The organism is Stenotrophomonas sp. 89682_Sma, assembly GCF_056481405.1.
Genome location: NZ_CM151147.1, coordinates 1,035,082 through 1,059,648, shown reverse-complemented (window position 1 = coordinate 1,059,648; position 24,567 = coordinate 1,035,082). Strand labels below are relative to the sequence as shown.

General features: G+C 66.2%; 31 protein-coding genes and 1 tRNA gene. 22 read left to right on the top strand and 10 right to left on the bottom strand.

Annotation, left to right across the window (positions count from 1 at the left end; all coding sequences use genetic code 11):
• Positions 1-64 precede the first annotated feature (64 nt).
• The 22 genes from ACZK29_RS04840 to ACZK29_RS04735 all read left to right on the top strand — a co-directional run bounded on the left by ACZK29_RS04840 (position 65) and on the right by ACZK29_RS04735 (position 16,337).
• Complete coding sequence (locus ACZK29_RS04840; protein ID WP_164146725.1) at positions 65-292, top strand: hypothetical protein; 228 nt, start codon at positions 65-67, stop codon at positions 290-292.
• 41 nt (positions 293-333) lie between these two features.
• Positions 334-972, top strand: a complete 639-nt coding sequence (locus ACZK29_RS04835; protein WP_106549839.1) for a deoxynucleotide monophosphate kinase family protein — start codon at positions 334-336, stop codon at positions 970-972.
• A 153-nt stretch (positions 973-1,125) separates the two neighbouring features.
• A complete protein-coding gene (locus tag ACZK29_RS04830) occupies positions 1,126-1,509 on the top strand; it encodes a hypothetical protein (protein ID WP_088431403.1) in 384 nt (127 codons plus the stop codon).
• Positions 1,510-1,864: 355 nt separating this feature from the next.
• The gene (locus ACZK29_RS04825) at positions 1,865-2,293 is read left to right on the top strand and encodes a helix-turn-helix domain-containing protein (RefSeq protein WP_229302267.1); all 429 of its coding nucleotides are present in this window, start codon (positions 1,865-1,867) and stop codon (positions 2,291-2,293) included.
• A complete protein-coding gene (locus ACZK29_RS04820) occupies positions 2,290-2,640 on the top strand; it encodes a hypothetical protein (protein WP_043033662.1) in 351 nt (116 codons plus the stop codon). Before ACZK29_RS04825 ends, ACZK29_RS04820 begins: the two co-directional genes overlap by 4 nt.
• Complete coding sequence (locus tag ACZK29_RS04815; RefSeq protein ID WP_111204516.1) at positions 2,637-3,122, top strand: glycoside hydrolase family 24 protein; 486 nt, start codon at positions 2,637-2,639, stop codon at positions 3,120-3,122. The genes ACZK29_RS04820 and ACZK29_RS04815 overlap by 4 nt, the downstream gene beginning before the upstream one ends.
• 80 nt (positions 3,123-3,202) lie before the next feature.
• The gene (locus ACZK29_RS04810; protein ID WP_239503963.1) at positions 3,203-3,496 is read left to right on the top strand and encodes a hypothetical protein; all 294 of its coding nucleotides are present in this window, start codon (positions 3,203-3,205) and stop codon (positions 3,494-3,496) included.
• Positions 3,402-3,731 (top strand): hypothetical protein, encoded by a 330-nt coding sequence (locus tag ACZK29_RS04805; RefSeq protein WP_164146714.1) that lies wholly within the window; start codon positions 3,402-3,404, stop codon positions 3,729-3,731. Before ACZK29_RS04810 ends, ACZK29_RS04805 begins: the two co-directional genes overlap by 95 nt.
• Positions 3,732-3,872: 141 nt before the next feature.
• Positions 3,873-4,403, top strand: coding sequence for a hypothetical protein (locus ACZK29_RS04800; protein WP_478446729.1), 531 nt, complete (start codon positions 3,873-3,875; stop codon positions 4,401-4,403).
• A complete protein-coding gene (locus ACZK29_RS04795; RefSeq protein ID WP_099589437.1) occupies positions 4,400-4,990 on the top strand; it encodes a phage baseplate assembly protein V in 591 nt (196 codons plus the stop codon). The genes ACZK29_RS04800 and ACZK29_RS04795 overlap by 4 nt, the downstream gene beginning before the upstream one ends.
• 52 nt (positions 4,991-5,042) lie before the next feature.
• Positions 5,043-5,381, top strand: coding sequence for a GPW/gp25 family protein (locus ACZK29_RS04790; RefSeq protein WP_005408332.1), 339 nt, complete (start codon positions 5,043-5,045; stop codon positions 5,379-5,381).
• A 2-nt stretch (positions 5,382-5,383) separates the two neighbouring features.
• The gene (locus ACZK29_RS04785) at positions 5,384-6,280 is read left to right on the top strand and encodes a baseplate assembly protein (protein WP_099497693.1); all 897 of its coding nucleotides are present in this window, start codon (positions 5,384-5,386) and stop codon (positions 6,278-6,280) included.
• A 223-nt stretch (positions 6,281-6,503) separates the two neighbouring features.
• Entirely contained in the window at positions 6,504-7,052 is a 549-nt protein-coding gene (locus tag ACZK29_RS04780) for a phage tail protein I (protein ID WP_227860081.1), read from the top strand.
• 7 nt (positions 7,053-7,059) lie between these two features.
• Positions 7,060-9,165 carry a phage tail protein gene (locus ACZK29_RS04775; RefSeq protein WP_478446728.1) on the top strand — a complete coding sequence of 702 codons (2,106 nt, stop codon included), beginning with the start codon at positions 7,060-7,062 and terminating at the stop codon, positions 9,163-9,165.
• 1 nt (position 9,166) lies between these two features.
• The gene (locus tag ACZK29_RS04770; protein ID WP_164146722.1) at positions 9,167-9,826 is read left to right on the top strand and encodes a hypothetical protein; all 660 of its coding nucleotides are present in this window, start codon (positions 9,167-9,169) and stop codon (positions 9,824-9,826) included.
• 106 nt (positions 9,827-9,932) lie between these two features.
• Entirely contained in the window at positions 9,933-11,135 is a 1,203-nt protein-coding gene (locus tag ACZK29_RS04765; RefSeq protein WP_111204521.1) for a phage tail sheath C-terminal domain-containing protein, read from the top strand.
• Positions 11,136-11,137: 2 nt separating this feature from the next.
• Entirely contained in the window at positions 11,138-11,641 is a 504-nt protein-coding gene (locus ACZK29_RS04760) for a phage major tail tube protein (RefSeq protein WP_099553864.1), read from the top strand.
• Between the two features lie 80 nt (positions 11,642-11,721).
• A complete protein-coding gene (locus ACZK29_RS04755) occupies positions 11,722-12,012 on the top strand; it encodes a phage tail assembly protein (RefSeq protein WP_478446727.1) in 291 nt (96 codons plus the stop codon).
• A gap of 120 nt (positions 12,013-12,132) precedes the next feature.
• A complete protein-coding gene (locus ACZK29_RS04750) occupies positions 12,133-14,604 on the top strand; it encodes a phage tail tape measure protein (RefSeq protein WP_164146721.1) in 2,472 nt (823 codons plus the stop codon).
• A gap of 2 nt (positions 14,605-14,606) precedes the next feature.
• Complete coding sequence (locus ACZK29_RS04745) at positions 14,607-15,074, top strand: phage tail protein (RefSeq protein WP_005408323.1); 468 nt, start codon at positions 14,607-14,609, stop codon at positions 15,072-15,074.
• On the top strand, positions 15,058-15,273 hold the full coding sequence (locus ACZK29_RS04740; RefSeq protein ID WP_005408322.1) for a tail protein X: 216 nt from the start codon (positions 15,058-15,060) through the stop codon (positions 15,271-15,273). The genes ACZK29_RS04745 and ACZK29_RS04740 overlap by 17 nt, the downstream gene beginning before the upstream one ends.
• Positions 15,264-16,337, top strand: a complete 1,074-nt coding sequence (locus ACZK29_RS04735; protein ID WP_478446726.1) for a phage late control D family protein — start codon at positions 15,264-15,266, stop codon at positions 16,335-16,337. The genes ACZK29_RS04740 and ACZK29_RS04735 overlap by 10 nt, the downstream gene beginning before the upstream one ends.
• A gap of 30 nt (positions 16,338-16,367) precedes the next feature.
• Here ACZK29_RS04735 and ACZK29_RS04730 read toward each other — a convergent pair whose 3' ends face one another.
• The 10 genes from ACZK29_RS04730 to fabG all read right to left on the bottom strand — a co-directional run bounded on the left by ACZK29_RS04730 (position 16,368) and on the right by fabG (position 24,538).
• On the bottom strand, positions 16,368-16,748 hold the full coding sequence (locus ACZK29_RS04730; RefSeq protein WP_005408320.1) for a tautomerase family protein: 381 nt from the start codon (positions 16,746-16,748) through the stop codon (positions 16,368-16,370).
• Positions 16,749-16,981: 233 nt separating this feature from the next.
• Positions 16,982-17,056, bottom strand: a tRNA-Val gene (locus ACZK29_RS04725).
• 115 nt (positions 17,057-17,171) lie between these two features.
• The gene (locus ACZK29_RS04720) at positions 17,172-17,525 is read right to left on the bottom strand and encodes a PilZ domain-containing protein (RefSeq protein WP_005412452.1); all 354 of its coding nucleotides are present in this window, start codon (positions 17,523-17,525) and stop codon (positions 17,172-17,174) included.
• Complete coding sequence (locus ACZK29_RS04715) at positions 17,522-18,478, bottom strand: DNA polymerase III subunit delta' (protein WP_012479293.1); 957 nt, start codon at positions 18,476-18,478, stop codon at positions 17,522-17,524. The genes ACZK29_RS04720 and ACZK29_RS04715 overlap by 4 nt, the downstream gene beginning before the upstream one ends.
• Positions 18,475-19,140: a dTMP kinase gene (tmk, locus tag ACZK29_RS04710; RefSeq protein ID WP_099605028.1), complete on the bottom strand. Its 666-nt coding sequence runs from the start codon at positions 19,138-19,140 to the stop codon at positions 18,475-18,477. Before tmk ends, ACZK29_RS04715 begins: the two co-directional genes overlap by 4 nt.
• On the bottom strand, positions 19,137-20,198 hold the full coding sequence (mltG, locus tag ACZK29_RS04705) for an endolytic transglycosylase MltG (RefSeq protein WP_065177973.1): 1,062 nt from the start codon (positions 20,196-20,198) through the stop codon (positions 19,137-19,139). The genes tmk and mltG overlap by 4 nt, the downstream gene beginning before the upstream one ends.
• A gap of 220 nt (positions 20,199-20,418) precedes the next feature.
• Positions 20,419-21,783 carry an aminodeoxychorismate synthase component I gene (locus ACZK29_RS04700; protein ID WP_111204525.1) on the bottom strand — a complete coding sequence of 455 codons (1,365 nt, stop codon included), beginning with the start codon at positions 21,781-21,783 and terminating at the stop codon, positions 20,419-20,421.
• A 214-nt stretch (positions 21,784-21,997) separates the two neighbouring features.
• Complete coding sequence (gene fabF / locus ACZK29_RS04695; protein WP_005412446.1) at positions 21,998-23,260, bottom strand: beta-ketoacyl-ACP synthase II; 1,263 nt, start codon at positions 23,258-23,260, stop codon at positions 21,998-22,000.
• A 142-nt stretch (positions 23,261-23,402) separates the two neighbouring features.
• Positions 23,403-23,642: an acyl carrier protein gene (gene acpP, locus ACZK29_RS04690; RefSeq protein WP_005408313.1), complete on the bottom strand. Its 240-nt coding sequence runs from the start codon at positions 23,640-23,642 to the stop codon at positions 23,403-23,405.
• 152 nt (positions 23,643-23,794) lie between these two features.
• Positions 23,795-24,538: a 3-oxoacyl-ACP reductase FabG gene (gene fabG, locus ACZK29_RS04685; protein WP_478446725.1), complete on the bottom strand. Its 744-nt coding sequence runs from the start codon at positions 24,536-24,538 to the stop codon at positions 23,795-23,797.
• Positions 24,539-24,567: the final 29 nt, after the last annotated feature.

The following is a 24,567-nucleotide window of genomic DNA, read 5'->3' as shown; positions in this document are numbered from 1 at the left end:
CTGGGACCTTCTACAGAGGCAAGATGGCTGTATCGGCCCGCCACCTTCCAGGAGCGCCTCCGCCATGCCTCATCCCCGACTGCATGCCTTCGAAGGTGAGCAGCTGACCGTGCAGCAGATCCACCAGCGGGTACCGGTACTGTCCGAGCGGACCATCCGCGACCACCTTGCTGCCGGCCGGCGTACCCGCACCGCCATGCTGTGCTTTGACCCGATCGCCGCGGCGGCCCGGGGTGGTCGCATTACCCAGCGCATCCTCCACGCCCGCAGCCTCGCCGGTCGCGATTCCTGATCCTCCGGCACCTGCCGCATTTCTCCAGGAGTAGATTCCGCATGATTCCCGCCTCCCCCGACAGCGGTCATCGCATGATTGCCGACACACTGGCCGCGTTCCGTGCCGGCCCTGCACTGGGCAGCATCGCCCTGCGGCCGGCGCCGCGCGCGCGTGTACCGCTCTACATCGGCATCGCCGGCAGCAAGCGCTCGGGCAAGGACACACTCGCCAATGGGCTGGCATCGGCGTTGGCGCTGCCACGCGACAGCTTCGCGGCCCCACTGCGCCAGTTCGTCGCCTCCCTCCTCGGGCTCTCCCTGCATGAACTGGACCGCCGCAAGGAGGACGCCATCGATTGGCTGGCCGAACTCACCCCGCGCCACCTGATGCAGACCGCCGGTACCGAATGGGGGCGTGACCGCGTCCATCCCGAACTGTGGGTACGCTCGCTGTTCGCACGCCTGCCCGAGGGCGGGCTGGTACCCGACGTCCGCTTCGCCAATGAGGCGCGCGCGATCCGCCGCCGCGGTGGTGTCGTGATCCGCGTCAACCGCCCGGGCCATTGCAGCAATGACCTTCATGCCAGCGAGCAACCGCTGCCGCATGAACTGGTCGACATCGAAGTCGACAACGACGGCACGCCGGCCGATCTGGTCCGCAGATCACTGGACCAGCTGCTGTCGCGCGGCCTGATCTGAGCCGGAACCGGGGTCGGCTGTGCGGCCCCGTCCGCTGAACCCACCGCAGGCCACGACCCATCATCGGCGAAAATGATGTAAGGTCATCCCCCATCACCGACGACACCTGTCGTCACCCTGCATCCCCAACCCATTTCGCAAAGAGGAAACGCCATGGAGGTCGAACAGTTCACGTCGACGCGCCTGAAGGCCATCGAGTTGTTCAAGTCCCAGCCGAAGGGCAGCAAGGACAACGTGAGCCTGGATGCGATCTTCATCTCGCTGTGCACGCTGGCCACTGCCCAGGCCGATGCTGGCAGCAGCCGGCAGGCGCGCACCGTGGCCCGCCCGGGCAACCAGCAGCCGCCCGCGCCATGGTTCGTCGAAACCCTCGCGGCCCTGAAGGGCAAGGGCGAGTCGATCACCGTGGCGCGCTTCCTGATGTTCGCCAACCGCTTCCCGGTCAAGCGCATGGACCAGGTCAACGCGGCACGCTGGCTGCGCGACGCCGGGTACATCCCCCGCAAGACCGGCGGCAACCTGGTATTCGATCTTTGATCCAGCGACTCCTGCAGTCCTGAAGCCCCGGCATCGTCCGGGGCTTTTTTGTTTCCGGCCAGTACACGGCGCATGAGGCCATGCGGCGGGGGGCCGTCCTCACCCTGTACCTGCCCCATCCCCTTGATCTGCCTCTGTTCCTGCCAGGTGAGGACAACGAGTACGGATGTACAGGAAAACATCAGCGGCCAGTGCAAGCGGATACGGCGCACTGCAAGCAGGCGGGTCGTGCTCCTCACCCATCCTCGCGCACGACTGAACGTCTTCAGCGTACCGATATGAAAGTAGATGAAAGGTATTGACTAGGCAGACGGGATGGCAACAGTGGAGATCAATGCCACTGAAGACATCCTCCATGAACGCCCTGCCCGACAGTATCCAGACCCTGGCCGAGGTCATCGGCGAATCCGCAGCCCTCACGCTGGTGCGTGCGTGGCCGCCGACCACCTCCAGCACCACCGGCCGTCACCGCGTCATCGTCTACGTCCCCTCCACCCTGCCCGACCAGCATCGGCTGATCGACATCCTTGGCCACGACGCCGCCCGGCGGCTGGTCGCGCACTTCGGCGGCGAACTGTTGTTCCTGGCGTCCTGCTTCGCTGCTGGCGCGCACGAACGCCGTGAGCAGATCGCCCGCGCGGTCGCCAGCGGCATGCCGCGCGACCATGTCGCGCGTGAGTTCGGCGTCTCACAGACCACCATCAAGCGCGCCCTGCGCGGTGCGCGTACCGCGCTGCCACCGGCGGTCCATCCGGCCCTGCTCAAGGGGTACGCACGCGCATGAACGAGAGCGACCTGCTGGCGGGCGTGCCGGATTGGGCCAAGTACCTGGGCGGGACCTCGGGCGTGCTGATCGCGGTGTCGTTGTGGCTGCGCCAGTGGCTGTCGTCGGCCAAGGTCGACCGCACCGCCGACGAAGCCACCAGCAACACCCTGCGCACCCTGCAGGAACAACTCGCGGCCGAACGTACACGCGCCGATGGACTGATGCACGAACGCGAGGCAATGGCCCAGGAGATCGGGCAGCTGCGCGGTGAGGTCAGCGCCCTGCGTGCACAGATCGCCCAGCAGAGCGTACAGATAGACGCCCTGCTGGCCCTGGTTCGCAAGCAACCAGGAGCGGCCGCATGACCGTCGCCGCCGCCAGCGCCCTCGGTGGCACCAACGTCGCTGCGTTCCTGGACATGCTGGCCGTGTCCGAAGGCACCGACATTCCGGGCCAGCGCTCACGTGACCACGGCTACGACGTCATCGTCGGCGGCCAGTTGTTCACCGACTACCGCGACCATCCCCGCGTGCTGGTGTCGCTGCCGCGCTATGGCATCAAATCCAGCGCCGCCGGCCGCTACCAGTTCCTGCGCAGCACCTGGGACGACCTGCGCGCACGCCTGGGCCTGCCCGACTTCGGCCCGGTCTCGCAGGACCGTGCGGCGGTCGCCCTGTTGAGACAATGCGGTGCCTACGAGCTGATCCGGCTGGGACGCTTCGATGCCGCCGTCACCGCGGCACGGCGCATCTGGGCATCGCTGCCAGGCGCCGGCTACGGGCAGAAGGAGCACGCACTGGAAACGCTACGCGCGGCCTACCGTGCCGCCGGCGGAGCCCTGCAGTGACGCCCGGGGCACTGAGGCTGGGCATCGGACTGCTGGTCCTTGCCGGCAGCCACGCGAGCTGCGCCTGGCTGGGATGGACCTTGCGCGACCGCAGCGCGGACCTTGCCGCTGCCACCACCCGGGCGGCGCAGCAGGCGGCCCGCACCGATGCAGCCCAGCGCGCGCACCAGCAGGCCCTGGACAACAGCGCCGCAGGCGCGCAAGCCGAATCACAACGCGTGGCCCAGCAGGCCCGCCGCACCGAACAGTTCAACACCCTGCAACGGGACATCGAGACCCATGCCAAGACTCCTGGTCGTGATCGCGGCGACGCTGACGCTGAGTTCGTGCGCATCTGGCGCGAGGCCAACGCCGGCCACGCCCTGCCGCGCTGATCTCAGCATCGCACCTGCCCAGCTGCTTCCCCCTTCCCGCCTGCCGGACCTGCACGCGGCCAGCGATGACGCGCTGCTGCGCAATCACGTTGCCGTCGCACAGCAGTACCACGCGCTGGCCGACCAGCTGAGTGCGCTGCTGTGCAGCCTCGGCAACCAGCGCGGTATCACCATCAATGGCGCCGCGCCGGCAGCACCTGCCGACTGCAGCGGCAGCGCCACACCCGCGCACTGAGCCTGCCGGATACGGCCACGCCTGCAATGCCACCCCACTGCGGTGATGGCAACACTGGCTGCAGACCGCGCGCGCCGCACAGGCCACGCCCTTCTTCCCTTCCCTGCATGAGCTGACATGGCGAACGATCCCTTTCCTCCTATGCTCGATCCGCTGATTGCCGCGATCGAAGCCGCAATCCGTGCACGCTTTCCGGGGTTTGCAAGCATCGAGTTCCATCGCGACGCCAGCGCTGAGGGGATGCCCCTGCCGGCCTGCCTGCTGGCGATGACCCGCTGTGACCGCAGCAGGGACAACAATGATGGCAGTGGCCTTCTGCAGGCCACACTGCGCTTCGAAGCACGCATTGCGCTGCCGGCAACCGATGCAACCGCCGCGCTGCAGCTGCGCAACGCGGCCCTCGCCCTGGCGACCTGGCTGCACCAGCTCGGCCGCTTTCCCGGCGTTGCCAGCGGTGCGATCGATGTGATCGCGGCATTGCCCGAAGACCCAACGGCAGCACAGCCGGGCCTGCGCACCTGGATCGTCGAGTGGTCGCTGCCGGTCGCACTGGGCGACAACCCGTGGGACGACGCCGGTGGCGTGGTGCCGCAGGCGTCCTACAGCTTCGCGCCGGAGATCGGCCGCGCCCATGAGCCCCGCTACCTGCCGTTGCCGGAGCACGCACGATGAGCGCCGAACACGCGCGGTTGATCGGCAACCTGCTGATGATCGGTGTGGTACGCGAGCTGGACGAAGCGAACGGGCGCGTCCGCGTCGATGCCGACGGCATGCTTACCGACTGGATTCCCTGGCTGGAGCGACGCGCGGGGCCGGGCGTACGCAGCTGGTGCGCGCCCGAACCAGGCGAGCAGGTCGTGCTGGCGTGCCCCTATGGCGACCCCGGCCAGGCGCTTGTACTGGGCAGCCTGTACCAGGACCGCTTTCCGCCGCCGGCCGACTCGCGCCTGCGGCAACGCACCGAGTTCGCCGACGGCAGCACCGTCGAGTACGACCAGGAAACCACCACGCTCAACGTCCATGTCGGCAGCGGCAAGGTCATCGTCACCTGCGCGAATGCACAGGTGATCGCCAGCGAATCGATCGTGCTCGATACGCCCTCGATCAAGGCGACCGGTGATCTGGATGTCAGCGGCGCGATCAGCGCCGGCAAGGACATCACCACACCCGGCGAGATCAAGGCCGGCGCCATCGGCCTGAAGGCACACAAGCACACCGCACAGGGCCCAACCGCCCCGACCACGCCGGCCCAGGCCTGAGCGGCCACGCCTGCAATGCCCTGAAAACCTGCACTCCACGACGATAGAGGCCATGCGAGGAATCGACGCCAACACCGGCAAATCACTGGATGGGCTCGCCCATCTCCACCAGTCCGTGCGTGACATTCTCACCACGCCCCTTGGCTCCCGCGTGCTGCGCCGCGAATACGGTTCACGCGTGTTTGAACTGATCGATGCGCCGACCAACCGCTCGCTGCGCATGGACCTGATCGCGGCCACCGTCGACGCGCTGGCGCGATGGGAACCGCGTCTCCACGTCGAGAACGTCGACGTCTCCCTCCCCGCCCCCGGCGTGATGATCCTGGCAGTGACCGGGATCCACCTGCCGGACGGCGAGGCCATCACCATCGAAGGAATCGAGGTTCGCTAACCGTGGCATCCGGCTCGTTCACCAGTGTCAATCTGTCCCAGCTGCCTGCACCGGCGGTCATCGAAGTGCTCGATTTCGAAGCCATGTTCGATGAATCGCTGACCGCACTGCAGGCCCTGGACCCCACTTTCGACGCGCTGCTGCCGTCGGACCCGGCCTTCAAGATCCTGGAGGTCTGCACCTACCTGCGCCTGCTCGATCGCCAGCGCGTCAACGACGCCGCGCGTGGCGTGATGCTGGCTTATGCCGGTGGCAGCGACCTGGACCACCTCGCCGCGATCTTCGGCGTCGTCCGCCAGGTACTCGACCCGGGCAAACCGCAGGAGGGCATTCCTCCTCGATATGAAAGCGATGAGGACTTCCGCCGCCGCATCCAGCTGGGTCCGGAAGGATTCAGCGTGGCAGGACCGGAAGGTGCCTATGTGTTCCATGCGCTGAGCGCGGACCCGCGCGTGCTCGACGCCAGCGCGACCAGTGCCTCACCGGGCGAAGTGGTGGTCTCGGTGCTGTCGCGCGAAGGCGATGGCACCGCCACCCAGGGCCTGCTCGACATCGTCGAGGCGAAGCTGAGCGCGGATGACGTGCGACCGCTGACCGACCACGTGCTGGTGAAGCCGGCAATGATCGTCAACTACACGGTCGACGCCACGCTGTTCACCTTTGCCGGCCCGGATTCGCAGGTCGTGCTTGCCGAAGCGCGCACCCGCCTGGACCGCTACATCAGTGAGTCACATCGTCTCGGCCGCGATGTCACCCGTTCGGGGTTGTTCGCCGCATTGCATGCCGAGGGCGTGCAGCGCGTGGAAATCGTCCATCCAGCTGCAGATGTGGTGGTGGACCGAACCCAGGCCACGCACTGCACCGGCGTGACCCTGACCCATGGCGGCACCGATGAATGAGCCGAGCACGCGCCTGATCAACGCGCGCCTGCGCGGCGCGATCGATGGCCGCAACCGCACCTTCCGCCACCCCGGCGGCGCGCTGGCGCGCCTGCAGTCGGTATTCCGCACCGATGCGCAGGGGCGGCAGCTGCTGCAGGGCAGCGTCATCGAGGGCAGCAGGGTCACCCTGGCCGCTGCACCGGCGCCCGGCGAGGTCATCGATGGTGACGCCCAGGTGGTGGTGCCCTCGGCGGCGAACCTGCTTCCCGCCAACGCCACCCACGCCGAGCGCGCGCTTGCCCGCGCCATCGTTGCGCGTCCGTTGCCGGTGGACATCACCGCGCTGTGGGATGCCGACCGCTGTCCGACCGCACTGCTGCCCTGGCTGGCCTGGGCGCTGTCGGTGGACGAATGGAAGGCCTACTGGCCCGAAGCCGTGAAGCGCGCCCGGGTGCGTACGGCCATCGCCATCCAGCGACGCAAGGGCACCGCAGGCAGCGTACGCGACGTGGTGGCCGCCTTCGGTGGCTCGGTGCTGATCCGCGAGTGGTGGCAGCTGCAGCCCAAGGGCGCGCCGCACACCTTCGAAGCGGTGATGACCATCGCCAACCAGGATGGCCAGTCCGCCACGGCGATGTTCGTCGAGGACGTCATCGGCGAAATCACCCGGACCAAGCCGGTGCGCTCGCATTTCACCTTTACCCAGGGCATGCAGGCCGACGCCGCCGTCGGCGCACTTGCAGCCGCCCACGCCACGGCCTTCCGCCGCCTTCAACTGATCGGAGAGTAACCCCCGTATGCGCTTGAAAATCACCGATGCCGGCTTCGCCAAGCTGGTCAATCCGCCGAACACCGGCACCAACGCCGTGCTGATCACCCAGATCGGCCTGACCTCGACTGCCTTCGTGCCTTCGGCGGGGCTCACCGCGCTGCCCGGCGAGATCAAGCGCGTCGCCACCTTCGGCGGCCAGGCCGTGGGCGATGACACCGTGCACGTCACCATCCGCGACGACAGCGCCACCTCCTACACGCTGCGCGGGTTCGGCCTGTACCTGGCTGACGGCACCCTGTTCGCCAGCTACGGCCAGGCCGATCCGATCATGGAGAAGTCGGCCGCATCGATGCTGCTGCTGGCCACCGACACCCGCTTCAGCGGGATCGACACGACGCAGATCCAGTTCGGCGACGCCGACTTCCTCTACCCACCGGCCACCACCGAGGTCGTCGGCGTGGTCGAGCTGGCCACCAGCACCGAAGCCGAAGATGCCACCGACACCCAGCGCGCAGTAACCCCGCGCGGCGTGCGTGCGTACACCGACAAGCGCTTCGGTGCCAGCGCCCCGACCGCGCTGGCGAAGACGCTGCTGTCTGCAGCAAACACCACCGCGGCGCGCACAGCGCTGGAACTGAAGAGCGCCGCGCTGAAGGACACCGGGCATGGCAACGGCCTGGACGCCGACACCCTGGACGGCAAGCACGCCTCCGAGTTCGCCCTGGCCGGTGACTTCGCCACCGTGGGCCACAAGCATGTGATTGCTGATGTGACCGGGCTGCAGTCGGCACTGGATGGCAAGGCATCCAAGGGCGGCAATACGTTCACCGACCAGCAGTTCATCAGCGGCACGTATCCGTTGCTGGGCTTCGGTGCCGCCGGTGCCGAGCAGTCCTTCATTGGCGGCTGGGGAAATTCCAGCCTGTGGCGCGTATGGAGCGCGGACCGCAGTGCCAGCAGCGAGATAACCATCAAGCATGGTGATGGCCCGCGCTGGAATGGATCGGTGATGTGGCATGCCGGGAACTTCGCGCCTGAAGCGAAGATGGACAAGACCGGCGGCACCTTCAGTGGCACCGTCACCATTTCCAACAACTCCCTGCGCCTGTCCGGCTGGGGCAGTACCGCGACCGATGGTGTCGTCTACTTCGGCACGGGTGACAGCTATCTCTTCAAGTCCGGATCCACGTTCACTTTCCGCAATCTGGAAGGGGCGTACACCGCTACGCTCAATGCAGGCGGAACTGTCTGGACCAGCGGCAATTTCGATCCAAGCAAGAAGCTCAACATCACCGGCGGAGACCTGACCGGTCCGCTTCGGATGCGAGGCAATGCCGCGGGTCGTATCGCGCTCTATGACGACAACCTGGATGTCGCTAACCTCGAGATCGGTGCCGGTCTCAACACCGGCACCGACCGCAATGGCTTTCTGGTCAACCGAAATGCGAACGGCTCGCTTGCACTGCTTGGAGGCAACGGAAAAGCCAAGGTAACCGTGGATGGCGGCGTCGGGTACACCGTGCTTGCCTCCCCACCGCTCGGGACCGGATTGTGGAACAGCCAGACCGCCCTGCACTGCGTTATTCCACACGGCGGCAACGCAGACGGCATGAAGGCAACGCTGCTACGGACCGTAAATGGTGCAAATGGATGGTCCTCCGCGCGGTGGCGTCTGTACCGTGAGGTCGACGCTACGACGCAGGGCTACATCGACTTCCACGGTGACAGCACCGACGGCGACCGGGTCTTCACGTTCGCGGGTTATGGGCAGTCCTTCTGGCTTTCGAAGACAGGTGTCGTGGAAGCTCCCGCGGGATTCAACCGTCCTTCGTCGCGCAAGCTGAAGTCGGACCATCCGTTGACACCCCTGAGCTACGGCCTGGCGGAAATCGAAAAAATTGAAACCTATTTCGGCCAGTACAACTCGGATTTCGTGAACGATGAGCGACGCCGACTCTTCATGATTGCAGAGCAGCTCTCCGAAATCGTGCCCGAAGCAGTCTTCGAGAATGCCGTCGACTACCGCGGTGAGAAAGTGCCGTCGATCCAGGAGTCGCAGCTGATTCCTGTCTTGGTTCGCGCCATCCAGGAACTGGCTGCGGAGATCAGGTCGCTAAAGGGAGGGAACTGACATGCCTTCAGGCTATGCCTCTGGTGGAGTCGACTTTGACGACCTGTTCGATCCCTACGCCGAGGGTCCGTTTGCTGCGGACTGCGGCTCCATGTTGGCGGGCACCGACCTGAGCCGCCGCTACGCCCACATCCAGTACGGCAGCAAACGTGCCGACGTAGGCCATCGCATCAACGGCATGGACGTATCCAACCTGTGGGCGGCCCGCGGCACCGCAAGCTACCGGCTGCCCTTCCACGGCAAGGACTACTCAGCCGGCAATGGCGCCAAAACAAACTCATTCGGCGATGTCACGGCGTCGGTGCAGATCAGCCTGCTGTCCGACGGCAACTTCACCGTCCACAGCAACAGTTACGGCGGTGGCAACGATGCCACCGCCCAGGTGGATTCCGGTCGCTGGGCACCGGTGGGTGCAAACCCCGGCCAGTACGAAGTGCAGTTCACGGCCAGCAACACAGGGGCTGCTTCGTTCAGCACAAGCGCACCGTCATTCTCCTCACTTGCGACATCGCGCTCGGCAACCGTATCCATCAGCATTCCTGCGGCATCTTCCATGTACGAGAGCATCACGGTTGAGATAGCCGTTCATCTCCGTCGTTCCGGCAGCCCCGCTCAGGTTTCAACCGTATACGCCAACGTCGCCGTTTCGGGCTGGTACTGATTGCACATCGGGCCACCGCTGCAATTATCCCGACAACCACATTCTCCGAACATTACCCCGTCGCCTGCACAAGCCGGCACACACCCACACCGAGGAAGAACCCCGAATGACCGAATTTCTCCATGGCGTACAGGTCGTCAACATCGATACCGGTGCCCGATCGATTGCCATCGCCTCCAGCAGCGTGATCGGCATCGTCGGCACCGCACCGCTGGCCGACACCGAAGCGTTCCCCGTCAACACGCCCGTACTGGTGACCTCGCCGTCGCAGGCCGCCAAGCTGTCGGCCACCACCGGCACCGATGCCGGCACCCTGCCCGGTGCGCTCGACGCGATCTTCGACCAGTCCAGTGCCGTCGTCGTCGTCGTCCGCGTCGAGAAGGGTGCCAATGAAAGCGCAACCCTGGCCAACGTGCTGGGCGGCGTGAACGCCCAGACCGGCGCCTACGAAGGCGTGCATGCACTACTGGCCGCCAAGTCCATCGTCGGCGTCAAGCCGCGCATCCTGGTAGCCCCCGGCTTCACCCATGTGCACCCGGCCGACCCGGCCAAGCCGGAGGCCGTGCTGGCCAACCCGGTCGTCGCGGAACTGCTCGGCATTGCCGACAAGCTGCGCGCAGTCATCATCAAGGATGGCCCGAACAGCAACGACGACGCTGCCAAGTCCACCGCTGCACTGACCGGCTCCAAGCGTGTCTACGTGGTCGACCCGGCGCTGCTGGTGCAGTCCGGTGATGCCATCGTCACCCGCTATGCCTCCGGTGCCGTGGCCGGCGCCATCGCCCGCAGCGACAACGAGCGCGGCTGGTGGGCGTCGCCGTCGAACCTGGAACTCAACGGCGTGGTCGGCACCGCGCGTGCGATCGACTTCGGCCTGTCCGATGCCACCAGCCGCGCCAACCAGCTGAACCAGGCCAACGTGGCCACGGTCATCCGCGAAGGGGGCTTCCGCCTGTGGGGCAACCGCACCACCAGCATCGATCCGAAGTGGCAGTTCCTGTGCGTGGTGCGCACCGCCGACATCATCGCCGACAGCCTGGAAGCTGCCCACCTGTGGGCCGTCGACCGCGGCATCAGCAAGACCTACGTCGATGACGTGCGCGAGGGCGTCAATGCCTTCCTGCGCGGCCTGAAGACCCAGGGCGCGATCCTCGGCGGCAACTGCTGGATCGACCCCGAACTGAACGCCGCGGACAGCGTCGCCCAGGGCCGCTTCTACTGGGACTTCGACTTCACCCCGACCTACCCGGGTGAGCAGCTGACCTTCCGCATGCACATGAACAACAACTACGTCTCGGAGATCTTCTAAGCATGGCGCGCAAGATCCGCAAAAACTTCAACTTCTACGTCGACGGCAAGGGTTACGCCGGCAGCGTGATGTCCTTCACCGCCCCCAAGCTGTCGCTGAAGACCGAGGACTTCCAGGCCGGTGGCATGCTGGCCCCGACCGAGATCGTGCTCGGCCATGAAAAGCTCACCGCCGAGGTCGAGTTCGCCTCGGACGACGCGGAGATCATGACCAAGTTCCACGTCATCGAGAGCAAGGAGTACGGCTTCACCGCCCGCGAAGCGCTGGAAGGCGACGACGGCGAAGTGACCCAGGTCGTGCACAACATGCGCGGCAAGGTGAAGCTGCTGGACCGTGGTGAAACCAAGGTCGGCGAGAAAGGCACGATCAAGGTCAGCCTGGCGCTGAGCTACTACAAGCTGACCCATGGCGCCCAGGTCGTGCAGGAGATCGACGTGGTCAACATGATCGCCCGCCAGGGTGGCGTCGACGTCTTGGCCGGCATCCGCGGCGCGCTGGGCATCTGAGCCCACGCCGCACCGAAGAACCCGGGGGCGCCTCGCGCCCCCGCATCCATCGCACCGCATCGCATTCCAGGAACGCCTTCATGTCCAGCAAGACCAAGACCCCCACCGACACCGTCATCGAGCGCGATGGCTTTGCCGAGATCACCCTCACCCGCCCGCGCCAGGTCAACGGCATGGAGACCCCCGTGCTGCGCATGCGCGAGCCGACCGTGGAAGACATGGAGCGCTACCAGGACGACAAGGGCAGCGACGCCCAGCGTGAGGTGCGGATGATCGCCAACCTGTGCGAGATCTCGCCGGATGACGTGCGCAAGATGCCGTTGCGCGACTACGCACGACTGCAGGCAGGCGTCGCGCTTTTTACCACCTGACCCTGCCACAGATCAGGCAGGGAGTGCTCGCCCTGGCCGGTCATACCGGCTGGGGCCTGCGCGAAATCATGACACTGCGGGTGTCGAAGTTCATCTGGTGGATTCAGGGATTGCCGGTACATGGCCAGTAACGTTCAAACGACAACGATCACGATCGGCGGTGAGGTGTCCAAGTCGCTGAAGGACGCATTGTCCTTCGCCAATGATGGCGTGAAGCGCCTCGGTGATGAAGCCGGCAAGCTGGAGCTCAAGCTCGCCGCGATGAAGAAGTCGGGCACCGCATACACCCGCATGCGCGCGCAGGCCGATGCGCTGCGCGCCTCACAGGAAGCGCTGGAGCGTGTCGAAGCCAAGCGCACCGCCAACCTGGAGAAGCGCGAGAAACTCGGCGCCTCGTTCAAGGCAGCGCGCGGCACACTCGGCACCGCCGTCACCGCACTGGCCAAGCCGATCGAGAACGCCTCCGGCTTCGCCCGCCAGAACCAGCAGATCGGCGTGGCAGCCAACCTCAGCCGCGCGCAGGTGAGTGCGCTCGGCCAGGCGATCCTGCAGCAATCGCGTGCAACCAACCAGGGCGCCGACGATCTGCAGCGGTCGATCAAGCTGATGGTCGCGGCCGGCATGGACGCACAGTCGGCCCAGGCCAGCCTCGGTGCTGTCGGGCGGACCACCACCGTCACCGGTGCCAGCATCGATGATGTGGCCCAAGCTGCGGCCGCCCTGCAGCAGTCGTTCGATATCGATCCCTCGCGCATGCAGAACGCGCTGGACGTGCTGGTGGCGAACAGCCAGCAGGGCAGCCTGGGCCTGAAGGACATGGCCCAGGTGCTGCCGGTGCTGGGTTCCTCGTTCGAGGCGATGAAGCTGCAGGGCACATCGGCGGCGGCTACGCTGGGTGCGGCACTGGAAGCCACGCTGGACTCGGCAGGTGGCGCCGACAAGGCCGCCAGCAACATGAAGAGCTTCATGTCCGAGGTGCTCTCGCCGGACATTCAGGAGAAGGCCAAGAAGAGCCTGAACCTGGATCTGCGCAAGATCATCGGCGATGCACAGACCAGCGGCGGCAATCCCTTCGATGCTGCGATGCAGGGAATCATCCAGGCGACCGCGGGCGACCAGAAGAAGATCGGCACCCTGTTCAGCGATGCACAGGCGAAGAACTTCGTCCAGCCCATGATCGAGAACTGGGACACCTACATCCGTGTCCGCGACAAGGCCTTGAATGGATCGGCGGGTACCACCGATGCGGCCTATGCCGACGCGATGCAGACCGATCCGCAGAAGATCGAAGGCGCCAAGATCGCCGTGGACAACCTGTCCAAGGCGTTCGGTGCGGCGCTGCTGCCCGCGGTGGGCGAGGCCGCGGTCAAGCTGACCGAGCTGTTGAACGGGGTTACCTCGTTCGTGCAGGAAAATCCGAAGCTGATCGCCAACACCACGCAGATCGTGGTCGGCATGCTGGGCATGCGCGCGGCGGTACTCGGCGCTCGCTATGCCTGGACCTTCCTGCAGGGCCCGATCCTGGGCGTGCAGAAGGCCATCCAGCTGTTCCGGGGTGGCGGCCTGCTGACACAGATGGGGCGCTTCGGGCCGATGGCGATGCGCCTGGCATCTGGCTTCCGTGTGGTTGCCACTGCCGCGGCCGCCATCGGTGGCGGGCCGATCACGATCGCCATCGCAGCGATCACCGCAGGCGCCATCCTGGTGCGCAAATACTGGGAGCCGATCAAGGCATTCCTCGGAGGACTCTGGCAGGGGGTGAGCGACTCCGCCGGTGCCGCGATGGGCGAGATCATGGCCGCTGTCGAGCCACTGCGCCCGGCCTGGGAGGCAATGGGCGAAGTGTTCAGCCGGGTATGGAACTGGATCAGCCAGCTGATCGCACCGGTCGAATTCAGCGGCGACGCGCTCTCGCGTGTTGGCGAAGTGGGCCGCTTCGTCGGCACCCTGCTGTTTGAAAGTTTCCGCATGGCAATCGCTGCCGTCGGCAACATCATCCAGACCATCGTATTCCTCAATGATGCAGCGATGTCCCTGGGCGAAACCATTGGTACCGCGCTGATCGGCAGATGGGATTCGATGAAGGAGACTGCCCGCGCCGCGATCAATGTGGTGATGGATGCACTGAAGCCCCTGCTGGAGCTGATCGACGGTCCACTGGGTGATCTGGGAGGGCTTGTCGGCAAGGGTCTGGACGTTGCATCAGGCTTCCTGGGGCAGCTCAAGGAAGGCGCAGTCGATGGCATGAAGAGCATCGGCAACGGTGTGGTTGGATACAGCAACATGCGCGCCCAGGGCCGAGGCGGCCTGAACGATGCGTTGTATACCGGTGTTGCGGTGGCAATGGGTGACAGGCCCGCCGTCCGAGAGCAGGAGGACAGCCTGCGCCGCGCCATGCAGGGCCGTCCGGCACCCGACATGCCCGCGCCCACTCCACGCGGCGTCACCACCGTGCAGCAGCAACAGACCAACCACATCACCATCCACCAGCAACCCGGTGAATCCAGCGAATCGGTGGCACGCCGCACTGCCGACGAGCTGCAGCGTCGCAACGCGGTTGCCGCCCGTGGTGACCTGGCAGACAGGAACTGAGCATGAAACGCGAATTCGTAACCGGCACTGTGGACAAGCTGCTGTCGCAGTTCAAAGCCAATGACTCCGGCAACGCCCCGGTCCTGCTGATGCTGGGCGGCTTCAAGTTCAGCCTCAACACCGCGGTCTTCCGGGAGATCCAGCAATCCAACGAGTATCGCTGGCAGGCGCAGGACCGCATCGGCCAGATGGCGGCCCTGCAGTACACCGGACCGGGCTCAGCCAGCATGACCCTGCCGGGCGTCATCTACTACCAGTTCCGCGGCGCCGGCAATGAGCTCTCACAGCTGCGCAAGCTGGCCGCGCAGGGCACGCCTCATCGACTGCTGACCGGCAAGGGCGGCAACCTGGGCCTGTGGGTCATCGAGAAGATCGATGCCACCGCCAGCGAGTTCACCGCCGACAGCGCGATCCTGAAACAGGAATTCACCCTTTCACTGCGGAAGCACAGCAATGGCACGAACGTATAGCACCCGCGACGGCGACGTCGTAGACCGTATCGCGTACGCGCATTATGGCGAGCAGTCACCGGCCATCCTGCGCGCGGTGTTCGATGCCAACCCGGGCCTGGCCGCACGCGGCCCGGTACTGCCTGCCGGCGTAGCGATCACCCTGCCGGAGGTGCAGCGCCCGGCCAGCGAGCGCAAGGGAGTCGCCCTGTGGGATTGAACATCACACCGGCCTTCCGCGTGGTGGCCAACAGCCAGGACATCACCGACAAGATCATGGCGCGCTTCAAGTCGCTGCGCATCACCGACGAGACCGGCAACACGTCCGACACGCTGGAACTGCAGCTGGCCGACCACGATCCGTCCGATCCGATCCAGCTGCCACCGGTTGGCGCGGAACTGGAGGCCTTCATCGGCTATGACGGCGAAGTGCGGCGCGTAGGCCTGTACATCTGCGACGAGGTGGAGATCTCCGGCTTTCCCGGCAGCATGACGCTGCGCGCCCGCGCGGCACCGTTCGAGACCAGCAAGGGGGGCAAGAGCGACCTGCAGACGCAGAAGACACGCACCTGGAAGAAGGGCACCACGATCGGCGACATGGTGCGACGCATGGCCGGCGAGCATGGGCTGAACGCAGCGGTGAGCGCATCGCTGGCGACCATCGTGCTGCCGCTGACGGTGCAGTCGCAGGAGTCGGACATGAACCTGCTGCTGCGCCTGGCCAAACAGCACGATGCCATCGCCAAGCCCGGAGGCGGGCGCCTGGTGTTCGTGAAGCGGGGCGAATCCACCAGCGCCAGCGGCGAGCGCATTCCCGATGTCACCCTCACCCCGGCCGATGGCAGCGACTACCGGGTAACCCTTGCCGCACGCGAAGATGCCGGTACCACCATTGCGTACTACCGCGACGTGCGCAGTGCCAAGCGCCAGGAAGTGAAGGTCGGCAGCGGTGAACCGATCATGCGCCTGCGCATGGCCTATGTCGACCGGGAGAGCGCAGAAGCGGCGGCGCGCGCCAAGCATCGCGAACAGGCACGGCAGACGCGGACGCTCAGCTACACCCTGCCCGGCCGCGAAACACTGATGGCCGAAGCCACCGTGGTGATGCAGGGGTTCCGCGAGGGCGTGGATGGGCAGTGGCTGGTCAAGCGTGCCGAGCACAGCATCGGCAGCGAGGGCTATGTCACGCGGATCGAATGCGAACAACACAACAGCGCCGACGCAGTAAAAGCGGCCAGCAATGCCCCGGCCAGCGAAGGCGAACAGGTCGGCAGCGAAGTGTAGATTCACGCCATGCGTGGTGCTTTCCGCGCATCAACTCACGTACTGCGCCACGCCATTACCGAAGGACCAGTTCTCCTTCTTTACTTCAACAAGATTGATGAACACATCCTCGCGGCGGATGCCCACCGCCGCGTGCAGTCCATCGGCGATGCCGGCGTACAACGCCTTCTTCTGCTCCAGCGTACGCCCTTCGTTCCAGGTGATCTGGATGCAGATGAAATCGTCGGTGCGGTCCACGCCCAGATAGCCGGGGTCGTAGATCAGCGTGCCGGCGTCGTGCTGCTGGAAGATCTGGAAGCGGTCGTTCTCCGGCACGCCCACCGCGCGCATGGCCTGGTAGATGGCTTCGCCGACACGTTGCAGGTAGTCGGCGGATTTACCTTTGCGAAGATCGATGCGGGCGAGCGGCATGGTGGCACTCCAGGGAATGGGGGCACGGCACTGCCTTGAGAGTACGCCGGCCGTGAACCACGGAACAGCGCATGGATGGAATCCTGTGCCCGCATCGGTGAAGTGCGTCCCCCGAGCGCCTCGCGCGGTTGAGGGAGCCGGTGAGTCGCGCTGCCAACGATGCCGGAAAGCCGCGCTGATGGTCAGGCAACAAAAAAGCCCCCATTTCTGGAGGCTTCTTTCGTTCTGCAACATGGTGGGCGGTACAGGGATCGAACCTGTGACCCTTGCCGTGTGAAGGCAATGCTCTACCGCTGAGCTAACCGCCCGGTGTGTTGCTGAGCCGCTCATTATAGGGGCTTTTCAGAGGCCGTCAACACTTTTTCACATTCGTGTTCACGGGCGTTTCGAGGCATGCAGCCGCATGGCCCGGCGCTAACGGCCTCACATCGTGTGGGTCGGCTTGTCCGAGCCGGTAAGCCCGGCCAGCAGGGTCTCGATCTTGTGGCGCACGCCCTCGCCTTCGGCACCGTCGGCGAGCTGCACGCCGATGCCGGCGGTGCGGTTACCCTGCGCGCCGGCCGGGGTCACCCAGATCACCTTGCCGGCCACCGGCAGGCGCTCGCTGGAATCGGGCAGGGTCAGCAGCAGGAACACCTCGTCGCCCAGGAAGTAGCGCTTGGGCGTGGGCACGAAGATGCCGCCGTTCTTCACGAACGGCATGTACGCGCTGTACAGCGCGGCTTTGTCCTTCACGGCCAGGGACAGGATGCCCTGGCGGGCGTTGCTGGCACTCATCGATTTCCCCTTGCGGCAGGCCGCTCGTTCACCTTGTTCCAGGCCAGCAGCAACTCGACCACCGCAAGGTCTGCACGCACCGTGGTGCGCAGCAGGTCGCGGGTGCGGTTGGCCGCATCGAACCAGGCTGCAAGCTTGTGCAATCGCTCCGGCGTGGTCAAGGCATCGGTGCTGGCCTGGGCCAGCGCCAGATCGGCGGCAAAGCGCAGGCGCAGCGCCGCGTTGTCGTCACCACACCACTTCTGCGCCAGCTCCACCGCGCCGGTCTTGCCGGCGGCCAGCTGTTCCAGATCTCGACCGACTTCGCGGCGCAGGCTCAGGCCGTCTTCGCGCAGCCAGTTGTCGGCCTGGCCGGGATGGCCGCGGGCGGCCTCCAGCGCTTCGCGCGCCGATGCTTCGCTGTGGCCCTGCTGCTGCAGCCAGGCCAGCGCTTCGTGCTGCGGCGGCAGCTTGAATTCCAGGCGCTGGCAACGGCTGCGGATGGTCTGCGGCAGGCGCGCCGGGTCGCTGCTGATCAGCCACAGGTAGCGGCCGGGCTGCGGCTCTTCCAGCGTCTTCAGCAGCGCGTTGGCCGCCGAGCGGTTGATCGCATCGGCCGGGTCCACGATCACCACCTGCGCCACGCCGTACTGCGGGGTCAGCGCCAGCTTGTCGGTGATCTCACGCACCTGCTCGATGACGATCTCGGTGCGCAGCTTGTCGCCGCTCTTGTTTGGAATGAAGCTGACCAGCTGCAGGTCCGGATGGGTACCGGCGGTGATCAGCTGGCGCGTGCGCGTGGCATGCGCGGCATCACCGCGCGCCAGCACGTGGTCGGCCAATGCCAGCGCCACCTCACGCTTGCCCAGCCCGGCCGGCCCGCAGATCAGCAGGCCATGGCCGAGGCGACCGGCATCGAGCGCGGCCACGGTCTGGTCGAACGCGCGCTGCTGCCATGGCGAGAACGTGCTCATGCGCCCTCCCCGTCCTGCAGCCAGCGCTCGACACATGCGACCACATCAGCGGCCACGCGCGCCTGCTCCTGGCCGGCGTCGATCAACGCGAAGCGCTGCGGGTCCTGCTGTGCGCGGCTGCGGAACACTTCGCGCACGCGCTGGAAGAAATCATCCTGCTCGCTTTCGATGCGGTCCGGCCACAGGTCACGGCCATTGGCGCGCGCGCGGCCCACCGCCACGTCCACGTCCAGCAGCAGGGTCAGGCCCGGCAGCAGGCCCACCGCGCGGCGCTCCAGATCGGCAATCCACTGCGGGTCGAGGCCACGGCCACCGCCCTGGTAGGCGTAGCTGGAATCGGTGAAGCGATCACTCAGCACGTAAGCACCGCGCTGCAGTGCCGGTTGGATCACCTGGCGCACATGCTGCGCGCGCGCGGCGAACACCAGCAACAGCTCGGCTTCGGCGCTGAGCGGTTCGGCGGCGATCTCGGCATCGGGCTTCAGCACCAGGCCGCGGATGCGCTCGGCCAGCGGCGTACCGCCCGGCTCGCGGGTCAGTACCACCTCATGACCGTGGCTGCGCAGGCAGTCACGGATGGCATTGATGGCGGTGGTCTTGCCCGCGCCCTCGCCGCCTTCCAGGCTGACGAAACGCGGGTGGCGAAGCAGCGCGGGACTCATTGCGCCGGGGTCTCCTGGGTACGTTGCTGGCGCAGCTGCTGCAGGTAGCGGGCGACTGCGGCGTTGTGCTGGTCCAGGCTGGGCGAGAACACGTGCGCGCCGCTGCCATCGCCCACGGCGACGAAGTACAGCGCGTCGCCCGCCGCGGGTTGCGCGGCCGCCATCAGCGCGTCGCGGCTGGGCATCGCGATCGGGGTCGGGGTCAGGCCGGCACGGGTATAGGTGTTGTACGGCGTATCGGTGGTCAGGTCGCGACGGCGGATGTTGCCGTCATACGCGGCACCGAGGCCGTAGATCACGGTCGGGTCGGTCTGCAGGCGCATGCCGATCTTCAGGCGGCGCATGAACACGCCGGCAATCTGCGGGCGTTCGCTGGCCAGCGCAGTTTCCTTCTCGATGATCGAGGCCATCGTCAGCAGTTCGTAGGGCGTGTTGATCGGCAGGTCCGGCGCGCGGCTTTCCCACGCTTCGTCCAGCGCCTTTTCCATTGCGGCATGGGCGCGCTTGAGCACGTCCAGATCGCTGTCGCCACGCTGGTAGACATAGGTCTCCGGCAGGAAGCGGCCTTCCGGATGCTGGCCACCGAAGCCGAGGCGCTGCATCAGCGCGGCATCATCAAGATTGTCGGTGGTGTGCAGCAGCGGCTCGGCGCGCTTGAGCGCGGCGCGCAGCTGGCGGATATTCCAGCCCTCGACGATGGTGACGCGGTGCTGCAGCACCTTGCCGGCGCGCATGCGCAGCAGCAGCTCGCGCGGGGTCAGCTCGCCACTGAGCGCGTACTCGCCCACCTTCAGCTTGCCGGCGGCATCAAGCTGGCGCGCCAGCAGCTGCCACTGGGTGTCCTGGCCTTCATCCACACCTGCATCGCGCAGCTTGCGCAGCACGCTGTTCATGCCATCGCCGCTGGCGATGACCACGCTTTCGGCGGTGGGGGTGATCGGGGCATCGGCGAAGCGGGTCTGCTGGTAGAAGAACCACGCGCCCGCACCGGCCACGACGGCGGCCAGCACCACCACCAGCGTTACCACGAACAGACACCCGCGCTTGGCTCCCGCCATGGACTACCTCTGAACTCGATTCCGTCGTGCAGGATACCGTGCCGGTGATGTGGGGTCATGACCAGAGCCACACACCCAGTGCCGACCAACGGTCGACACCCACCAACACCCCTGCCCGGCGCGGCGACCGGTAGATCCACGCCATGCGTGGATGAACGGCCATGGCGGCATCCGTGCCGACCAAGGTCGGCACCCACCACAGCAATGACACCTACCGGCACTACCCCTGCTGGCCCAGTGCGCGCAGCAGGCCGCGGGCCTTGGCGCGGGTCTCGTCCAGCTCCTTGTCCGGGTCCGAATCGACCACGATGCCGGCGCCGGTGCGGAAGCTCACCTCGTGGCCATCCACTTCGGCGGTACGGATCAGGATGTTCAGGTCCAGGTCGCCATCGCGGTTCAGCCAGCCGAACGCGCCGGTGTAGGCACCACGCGGCACCTGCTCCAGCTCGCTGATGATCTGCATGCAGCGCACCTTTGGGCAGCCGGTGATGGTGCCACCCGGGAACGTGGCGGCGATCACCTCGCCGGGCGTGACCTCTGGGCGCAGATGGCCGCTGACGTTGCTGACGATGTGGTGCACGTGCGCGTAGCTCTCCACGGTCATCAGCTCATCGACCACCACGGTGCCCGGCAGGCAGATGCGGCCCAGGTCGTTGCGCTCCAGGTCGATCAGCATCACGTGCTCGGCACGCTCCTTGGGGTGGCCGACCAGCTCCTGGATGCGCGCGGCATCGTCGTCGCCTTCGAAGCGTGGACGGGTACCGGCAATCGGACGGGTCTGCGCATGGCCGGCGTGCACCGACACCAGCCGCTCCGGCGAGGAACTGACCACATGGCGGCCGTGCGCGCTGAACAGGCCGGCAAACGGCGCCGGGTTGGCGCGACGCAGCTGTGCGTACAGCGCCTGCGGGCTGACCGGCGCAGCGAACTGCGCGTTCCAGCGCCGCGACAGGTTCACCTGGAACACGTCGCCGGCGCGCAGGTACTCGATCACCCGGCGCACGCCATCAGTGAAACGCTGCGGCGCGTCCTCGCCGACCGCCTGCGGTGGCTGCCAGCCCTGCCCGGCTTCGGGCAGCGCGGCCGAGGCCAGTGCCACCAGCGCATCCAGCAACGCCTGCTCGCCGGCTTCGGCGATGACGAAGCTGGCATCGTTGTGGTGGTCATGCAGCACCGCGGCCGGGCAGCGCAGCGCCAGCGCGGTCGGGCGACCGTCCCCGCGAGCACGCGCCGGCAGCACTGGTTCGATCTGGCTGGCCACTTCGTAATCGAGCATCAACGCCCAGCCGCCGCGGAACGGCAGGCTGTGGCTGCCGTCATGCGGCAGGCGCTCATGCTGCCAGGCGCGATCCAGTGCCTGCAGGAACGTGCCGGGCTGCACCAGGTCGTGCTGGTCGCGCACCTGGCCGTCGGCATCCAGCCGCAGGCCATCGCCCTGCGCGACCAGCAGCAGGCTCCAGCGGCCCTGGGCGGTGCCCGAGGCGGTGGATTCCATCAGCAGCGGGAAGCGCGCCGGGTCGTGCTGCTGCAGGGCCAGCAGATCGATCGGGTGCGGCAGCGGGTGGATCAGCGGTGCGTGGGTCATGGCAGCCAGTTCGGGAATTCAGATGCACGGAAGCCGCCTTGCGGCGGCTCCGTGGTGCACGGCGTTGATCCGTTTGTCGGATTGCCGATGGGTAGAGTCGACTGTCAGTCGACTGCTTTCCCATCAACGATCACCGCGGCGGATCGAAAGGCAGTCGACTGACAGTCGACTCTACCAATGCGACGTCGAGCGAGGCGCGGCGTCGCAACACCGGTCAGACGCGCTTGAAGATCAGCGTGCCGTTGGTGCCGCCGAAGCCGAAGCCATTGGACATCACCACGTCCACCTTGGCCTGGCGTGCTTCGTTCGGCACGTAGTCCAGGTCGCAACCTTCGCCCGGCTGCTGCAGGTTGATGGTCGGCGGAATGACGTTGTCCTGCAGCGCCATCACCGAGAAGATCGCTTCCACGCCGCCGGCAGCGCCCAGCAGGTGGCCGGTCATCGACTTGGTGGAGCTGACCATCATCTTGTAGGCGTGGTCGCCGAAGGCGGTCTTCATCGCCATGGTCTCGCCCAGGTCGCCCAGCGGCGTGGAGGTGCCGTGCGCGTTGAGGTAACCCACCTGCTCCGGGGTCACGCCGGCGTCCTTCATGGCCATGACCATGCAGCGCGCGGCGCCTTCGCCGTTCTCGCTCGGCGCGGTCATGTGGTACGCGTCGGAGCTGGCGCCGAAGCCGGCCAGTTCGCAGTAGATCTTCGCGCCACGTGCCTTGGCGTGCTCGTACTCTTCCAGGATCAGGATACCGGCGCCGTCGCCCAGCACGAAGCCGTCACGGTCCTTGTCCCACGGGCGCGAGGCCTGTTCCGGGGCATCGTTGCGGGTGCTCATGGCCTTCATCGCGCAGAAGCCGCCCAGCGCGGTCGGCGACGAGCCACGCTCGGCACCGCCGACCACCATCACGTCAGCATCGCCGTACTGGATCATGCGCATCGCGGTACCGATCGAGTGGTTCGAGGTCGCGCACGCCGAGACCGCCGAGAACGACGGACCCTTCAGGCCGGTGATGATGCTCAGCTGGCCCGGCAGCATGTTGATGATGGTCTTCGGTACGTAGAAGGGCGAGATCTTCTTGCCCTCGTGGAACTCGATGGTCTGCTCTTCGATGCCGAGCAGGCCGCCGATGCCGGCGCCGACGATGGCGCCGATGCGCTCTGCATTGGCGTCGGTGATCTCCAGGCCCGAATCATGCAGGGCCATGAACGAGGCACCGAGGCCGTAATGGATGAACGGGTCCATCTTCTTGGCATCCTTGCCGCTGACCCGGAATTTGCCGAACAGTTCATTGTCGGCGGTGATGTCGAATCCCTTGACCTCACCTGCAATCTTGGTGGTGAACCGATCCACGTAGGCATCAGCAACGTTGGTCAGCGGACCGATGCCCGAACGACCGTGGGTGATGCCTTCCCAGCTGCTGGCCAGATCATTGCCCAACGGCGAGACGATACCCAGGCCGGTTACGACGACGCGACGCTTCATTGCTGTTTCTCCTGACCCGGATGGTTTCTACGGGCAACTCGGTTTGCTTCGATGTGATGCTCAAACACACGGGGCCGCAACAGCGGCCCCATGGGGTGCGGTGCGCGGCGAGGATGACCCGCGCGCGCACTGCCGTCTGACATCAGGCCTTGACGTGGGCCTTGACGTAGTCGATGGCGGCCTGCACGGTGCTGATCTTCTCGGCTTCTTCGTCCGGGATCTCGCACTCGAATTCTTCTTCCAGGGCCATCACCAGCTCGACGGTGTCCAGCGAGTCAGCGCCCAGGTCATCGACGAACGATGCGCTGTTGGTGACTTCTTCTTCCTTGACGCCAAGCTGTTCGACGACGATTTTCTTGACGCGTTCTTCGATGGTGCTCATGGGATCTCGCTCCAGATGGAGTTGTGGTTCAAAAGTGGTCGCCATCAAAGGCGATGGCCGTGGGATAGTGTAGTGGAAACCGGCGCGGCCTTGCATCGCAGCAAAAACCCCAGCAGATCAACCACTTGCGGCGCAATCCCTGCGCCCCTTGCTTACGGCATGTACATGCCACCGTTCACATGGAGGGTTTCGCCGGTGATGTAACCGGCAGACGGGCTGGCCAGGAAGGCCACCGCATGGGCGATGTCCTCCGGCGAACCCAGGCGTTCGAGGGCGATGTCGTTGATCAGCGCGGTACGCGCTTCTTCCGGCAACGCCTTGGTCATGTCGGTGTCGATGAAGCCGGGAGCGACCACATTGACGGTGACACCGCGCGAACCGATTTCCTTGGCCAGCGACTTGCTGAAGCCGATGATGCCTGCCTTGGCGGCCGCGTAGTTGGCCTGGCCGGCATTGCCGGTCACGCCCACCACCGATGCGATGTTGATGATGCGGCCCTTGCGCGCCTTCATCATGCCGCGCATGACCGCCTTGCTGGTGCGGAACACGCTGGTCAGGTTGGTGTCGATGATCGACGCCCAGTCCTCGTCCTTCATGCGCATCAGCAGGTTGTCGCGGGTGATGCCGGCGTTGTTGACCAGGATCGAGATCGGGCCGAACTCCTTGGCGATGCCGTCCAGCACGCTGTCCAGCGCGGCAGCGTCGGTCACGTTCAGTGCACGGCCGTGACCGCCGTGGGCAGCCAGGCGCTCGCCGATGGCGGCGGCACCGGATTCGGTGGTGGCGGTGCCGATGACGGTGGCGCCCTGGGCGGCCAGCAGATCGGCAATGGCGGCACCAATGCCACGGCTGGCACCGGTGACCAGTGCGATTTCACCCTGCAGGGGCTTGCTCATGATGTTTTCCTCAGGCTGGGGCGGCCGCC

Excerpts from the sequence above, each read along its gene's own strand:
- ACZK29_RS04840 (WP_164146725.1), top strand. The coding sequence starts at position 65 with ATGCCTCATCCCCGACTGCATGCCTTCGAAGGTGAGCAGCTGACCGTG.
- ACZK29_RS04755 (WP_478446727.1), top strand. The coding sequence starts at position 11,722 with ATGTCCAGCAAGACCAAGACCCCCACCGACACCGTCATCGAGCGCGAT.
- ACZK29_RS04825 (WP_229302267.1), top strand. The coding sequence starts at position 1,865 with ATGAACGCCCTGCCCGACAGTATCCAGACCCTGGCCGAGGTCATCGGC.
- ACZK29_RS04740 (WP_005408322.1), top strand. The coding sequence starts at position 15,058 with ATGGCACGAACGTATAGCACCCGCGACGGCGACGTCGTAGACCGTATC.
- fabF (WP_005412446.1), bottom strand. The coding sequence starts at position 23,260 with ATGAAGCGTCGCGTCGTCGTAACCGGCCTGGGTATCGTCTCGCCGTTG.
- ACZK29_RS04720 (WP_005412452.1), bottom strand. The coding sequence starts at position 17,525 with ATGAGTGCCAGCAACGCCCGCCAGGGCATCCTGTCCCTGGCCGTGAAG.
- ACZK29_RS04700 (WP_111204525.1), bottom strand. The coding sequence starts at position 21,783 with ATGACCCACGCACCGCTGATCCACCCGCTGCCGCACCCGATCGATCTG.
- ACZK29_RS04795 (WP_099589437.1), top strand. The coding sequence starts at position 4,400 with ATGAGCGCCGAACACGCGCGGTTGATCGGCAACCTGCTGATGATCGGT.
- ACZK29_RS04730 (WP_005408320.1), bottom strand. The coding sequence starts at position 16,748 with ATGCCGCTCGCCCGCATCGATCTTCGCAAAGGTAAATCCGCCGACTAC.
- ACZK29_RS04775 (WP_478446728.1), top strand. The coding sequence starts at position 7,060 with ATGCGCTTGAAAATCACCGATGCCGGCTTCGCCAAGCTGGTCAATCCG.
- ACZK29_RS04830 (WP_088431403.1), top strand. The coding sequence starts at position 1,126 with ATGGAGGTCGAACAGTTCACGTCGACGCGCCTGAAGGCCATCGAGTTG.
- ACZK29_RS04820 (WP_043033662.1), top strand. The coding sequence starts at position 2,290 with ATGAACGAGAGCGACCTGCTGGCGGGCGTGCCGGATTGGGCCAAGTAC.
- ACZK29_RS04800 (WP_478446729.1), top strand. The coding sequence starts at position 3,873 with ATGCTCGATCCGCTGATTGCCGCGATCGAAGCCGCAATCCGTGCACGC.
- ACZK29_RS04765 (WP_111204521.1), top strand. The coding sequence starts at position 9,933 with ATGACCGAATTTCTCCATGGCGTACAGGTCGTCAACATCGATACCGGT.
- fabG (WP_478446725.1), bottom strand. The coding sequence starts at position 24,538 with ATGAGCAAGCCCCTGCAGGGTGAAATCGCACTGGTCACCGGTGCCAGC.
- acpP (WP_005408313.1), bottom strand. The coding sequence starts at position 23,642 with ATGAGCACCATCGAAGAACGCGTCAAGAAAATCGTCGTCGAACAGCTT.
- ACZK29_RS04745 (WP_005408323.1), top strand. The coding sequence starts at position 14,607 with ATGAAACGCGAATTCGTAACCGGCACTGTGGACAAGCTGCTGTCGCAG.
- ACZK29_RS04760 (WP_099553864.1), top strand. The coding sequence starts at position 11,138 with ATGGCGCGCAAGATCCGCAAAAACTTCAACTTCTACGTCGACGGCAAG.
- ACZK29_RS04815 (WP_111204516.1), top strand. The coding sequence starts at position 2,637 with ATGACCGTCGCCGCCGCCAGCGCCCTCGGTGGCACCAACGTCGCTGCG.
- ACZK29_RS04805 (WP_164146714.1), top strand. The coding sequence starts at position 3,402 with ATGCCAAGACTCCTGGTCGTGATCGCGGCGACGCTGACGCTGAGTTCG.
- mltG (WP_065177973.1), bottom strand. The coding sequence starts at position 20,198 with ATGGCGGGAGCCAAGCGCGGGTGTCTGTTCGTGGTAACGCTGGTGGTG.
- ACZK29_RS04750 (WP_164146721.1), top strand. The coding sequence starts at position 12,133 with ATGGCCAGTAACGTTCAAACGACAACGATCACGATCGGCGGTGAGGTG.
- ACZK29_RS04770 (WP_164146722.1), top strand. The coding sequence starts at position 9,167 with ATGCCTTCAGGCTATGCCTCTGGTGGAGTCGACTTTGACGACCTGTTC.
- ACZK29_RS04835 (WP_106549839.1), top strand. The coding sequence starts at position 334 with ATGATTCCCGCCTCCCCCGACAGCGGTCATCGCATGATTGCCGACACA.
- ACZK29_RS04715 (WP_012479293.1), bottom strand. The coding sequence starts at position 18,478 with ATGAGCACGTTCTCGCCATGGCAGCAGCGCGCGTTCGACCAGACCGTG.
- tmk (WP_099605028.1), bottom strand. The coding sequence starts at position 19,140 with ATGAGTCCCGCGCTGCTTCGCCACCCGCGTTTCGTCAGCCTGGAAGGC.
- ACZK29_RS04790 (WP_005408332.1), top strand. The coding sequence starts at position 5,043 with ATGCGAGGAATCGACGCCAACACCGGCAAATCACTGGATGGGCTCGCC.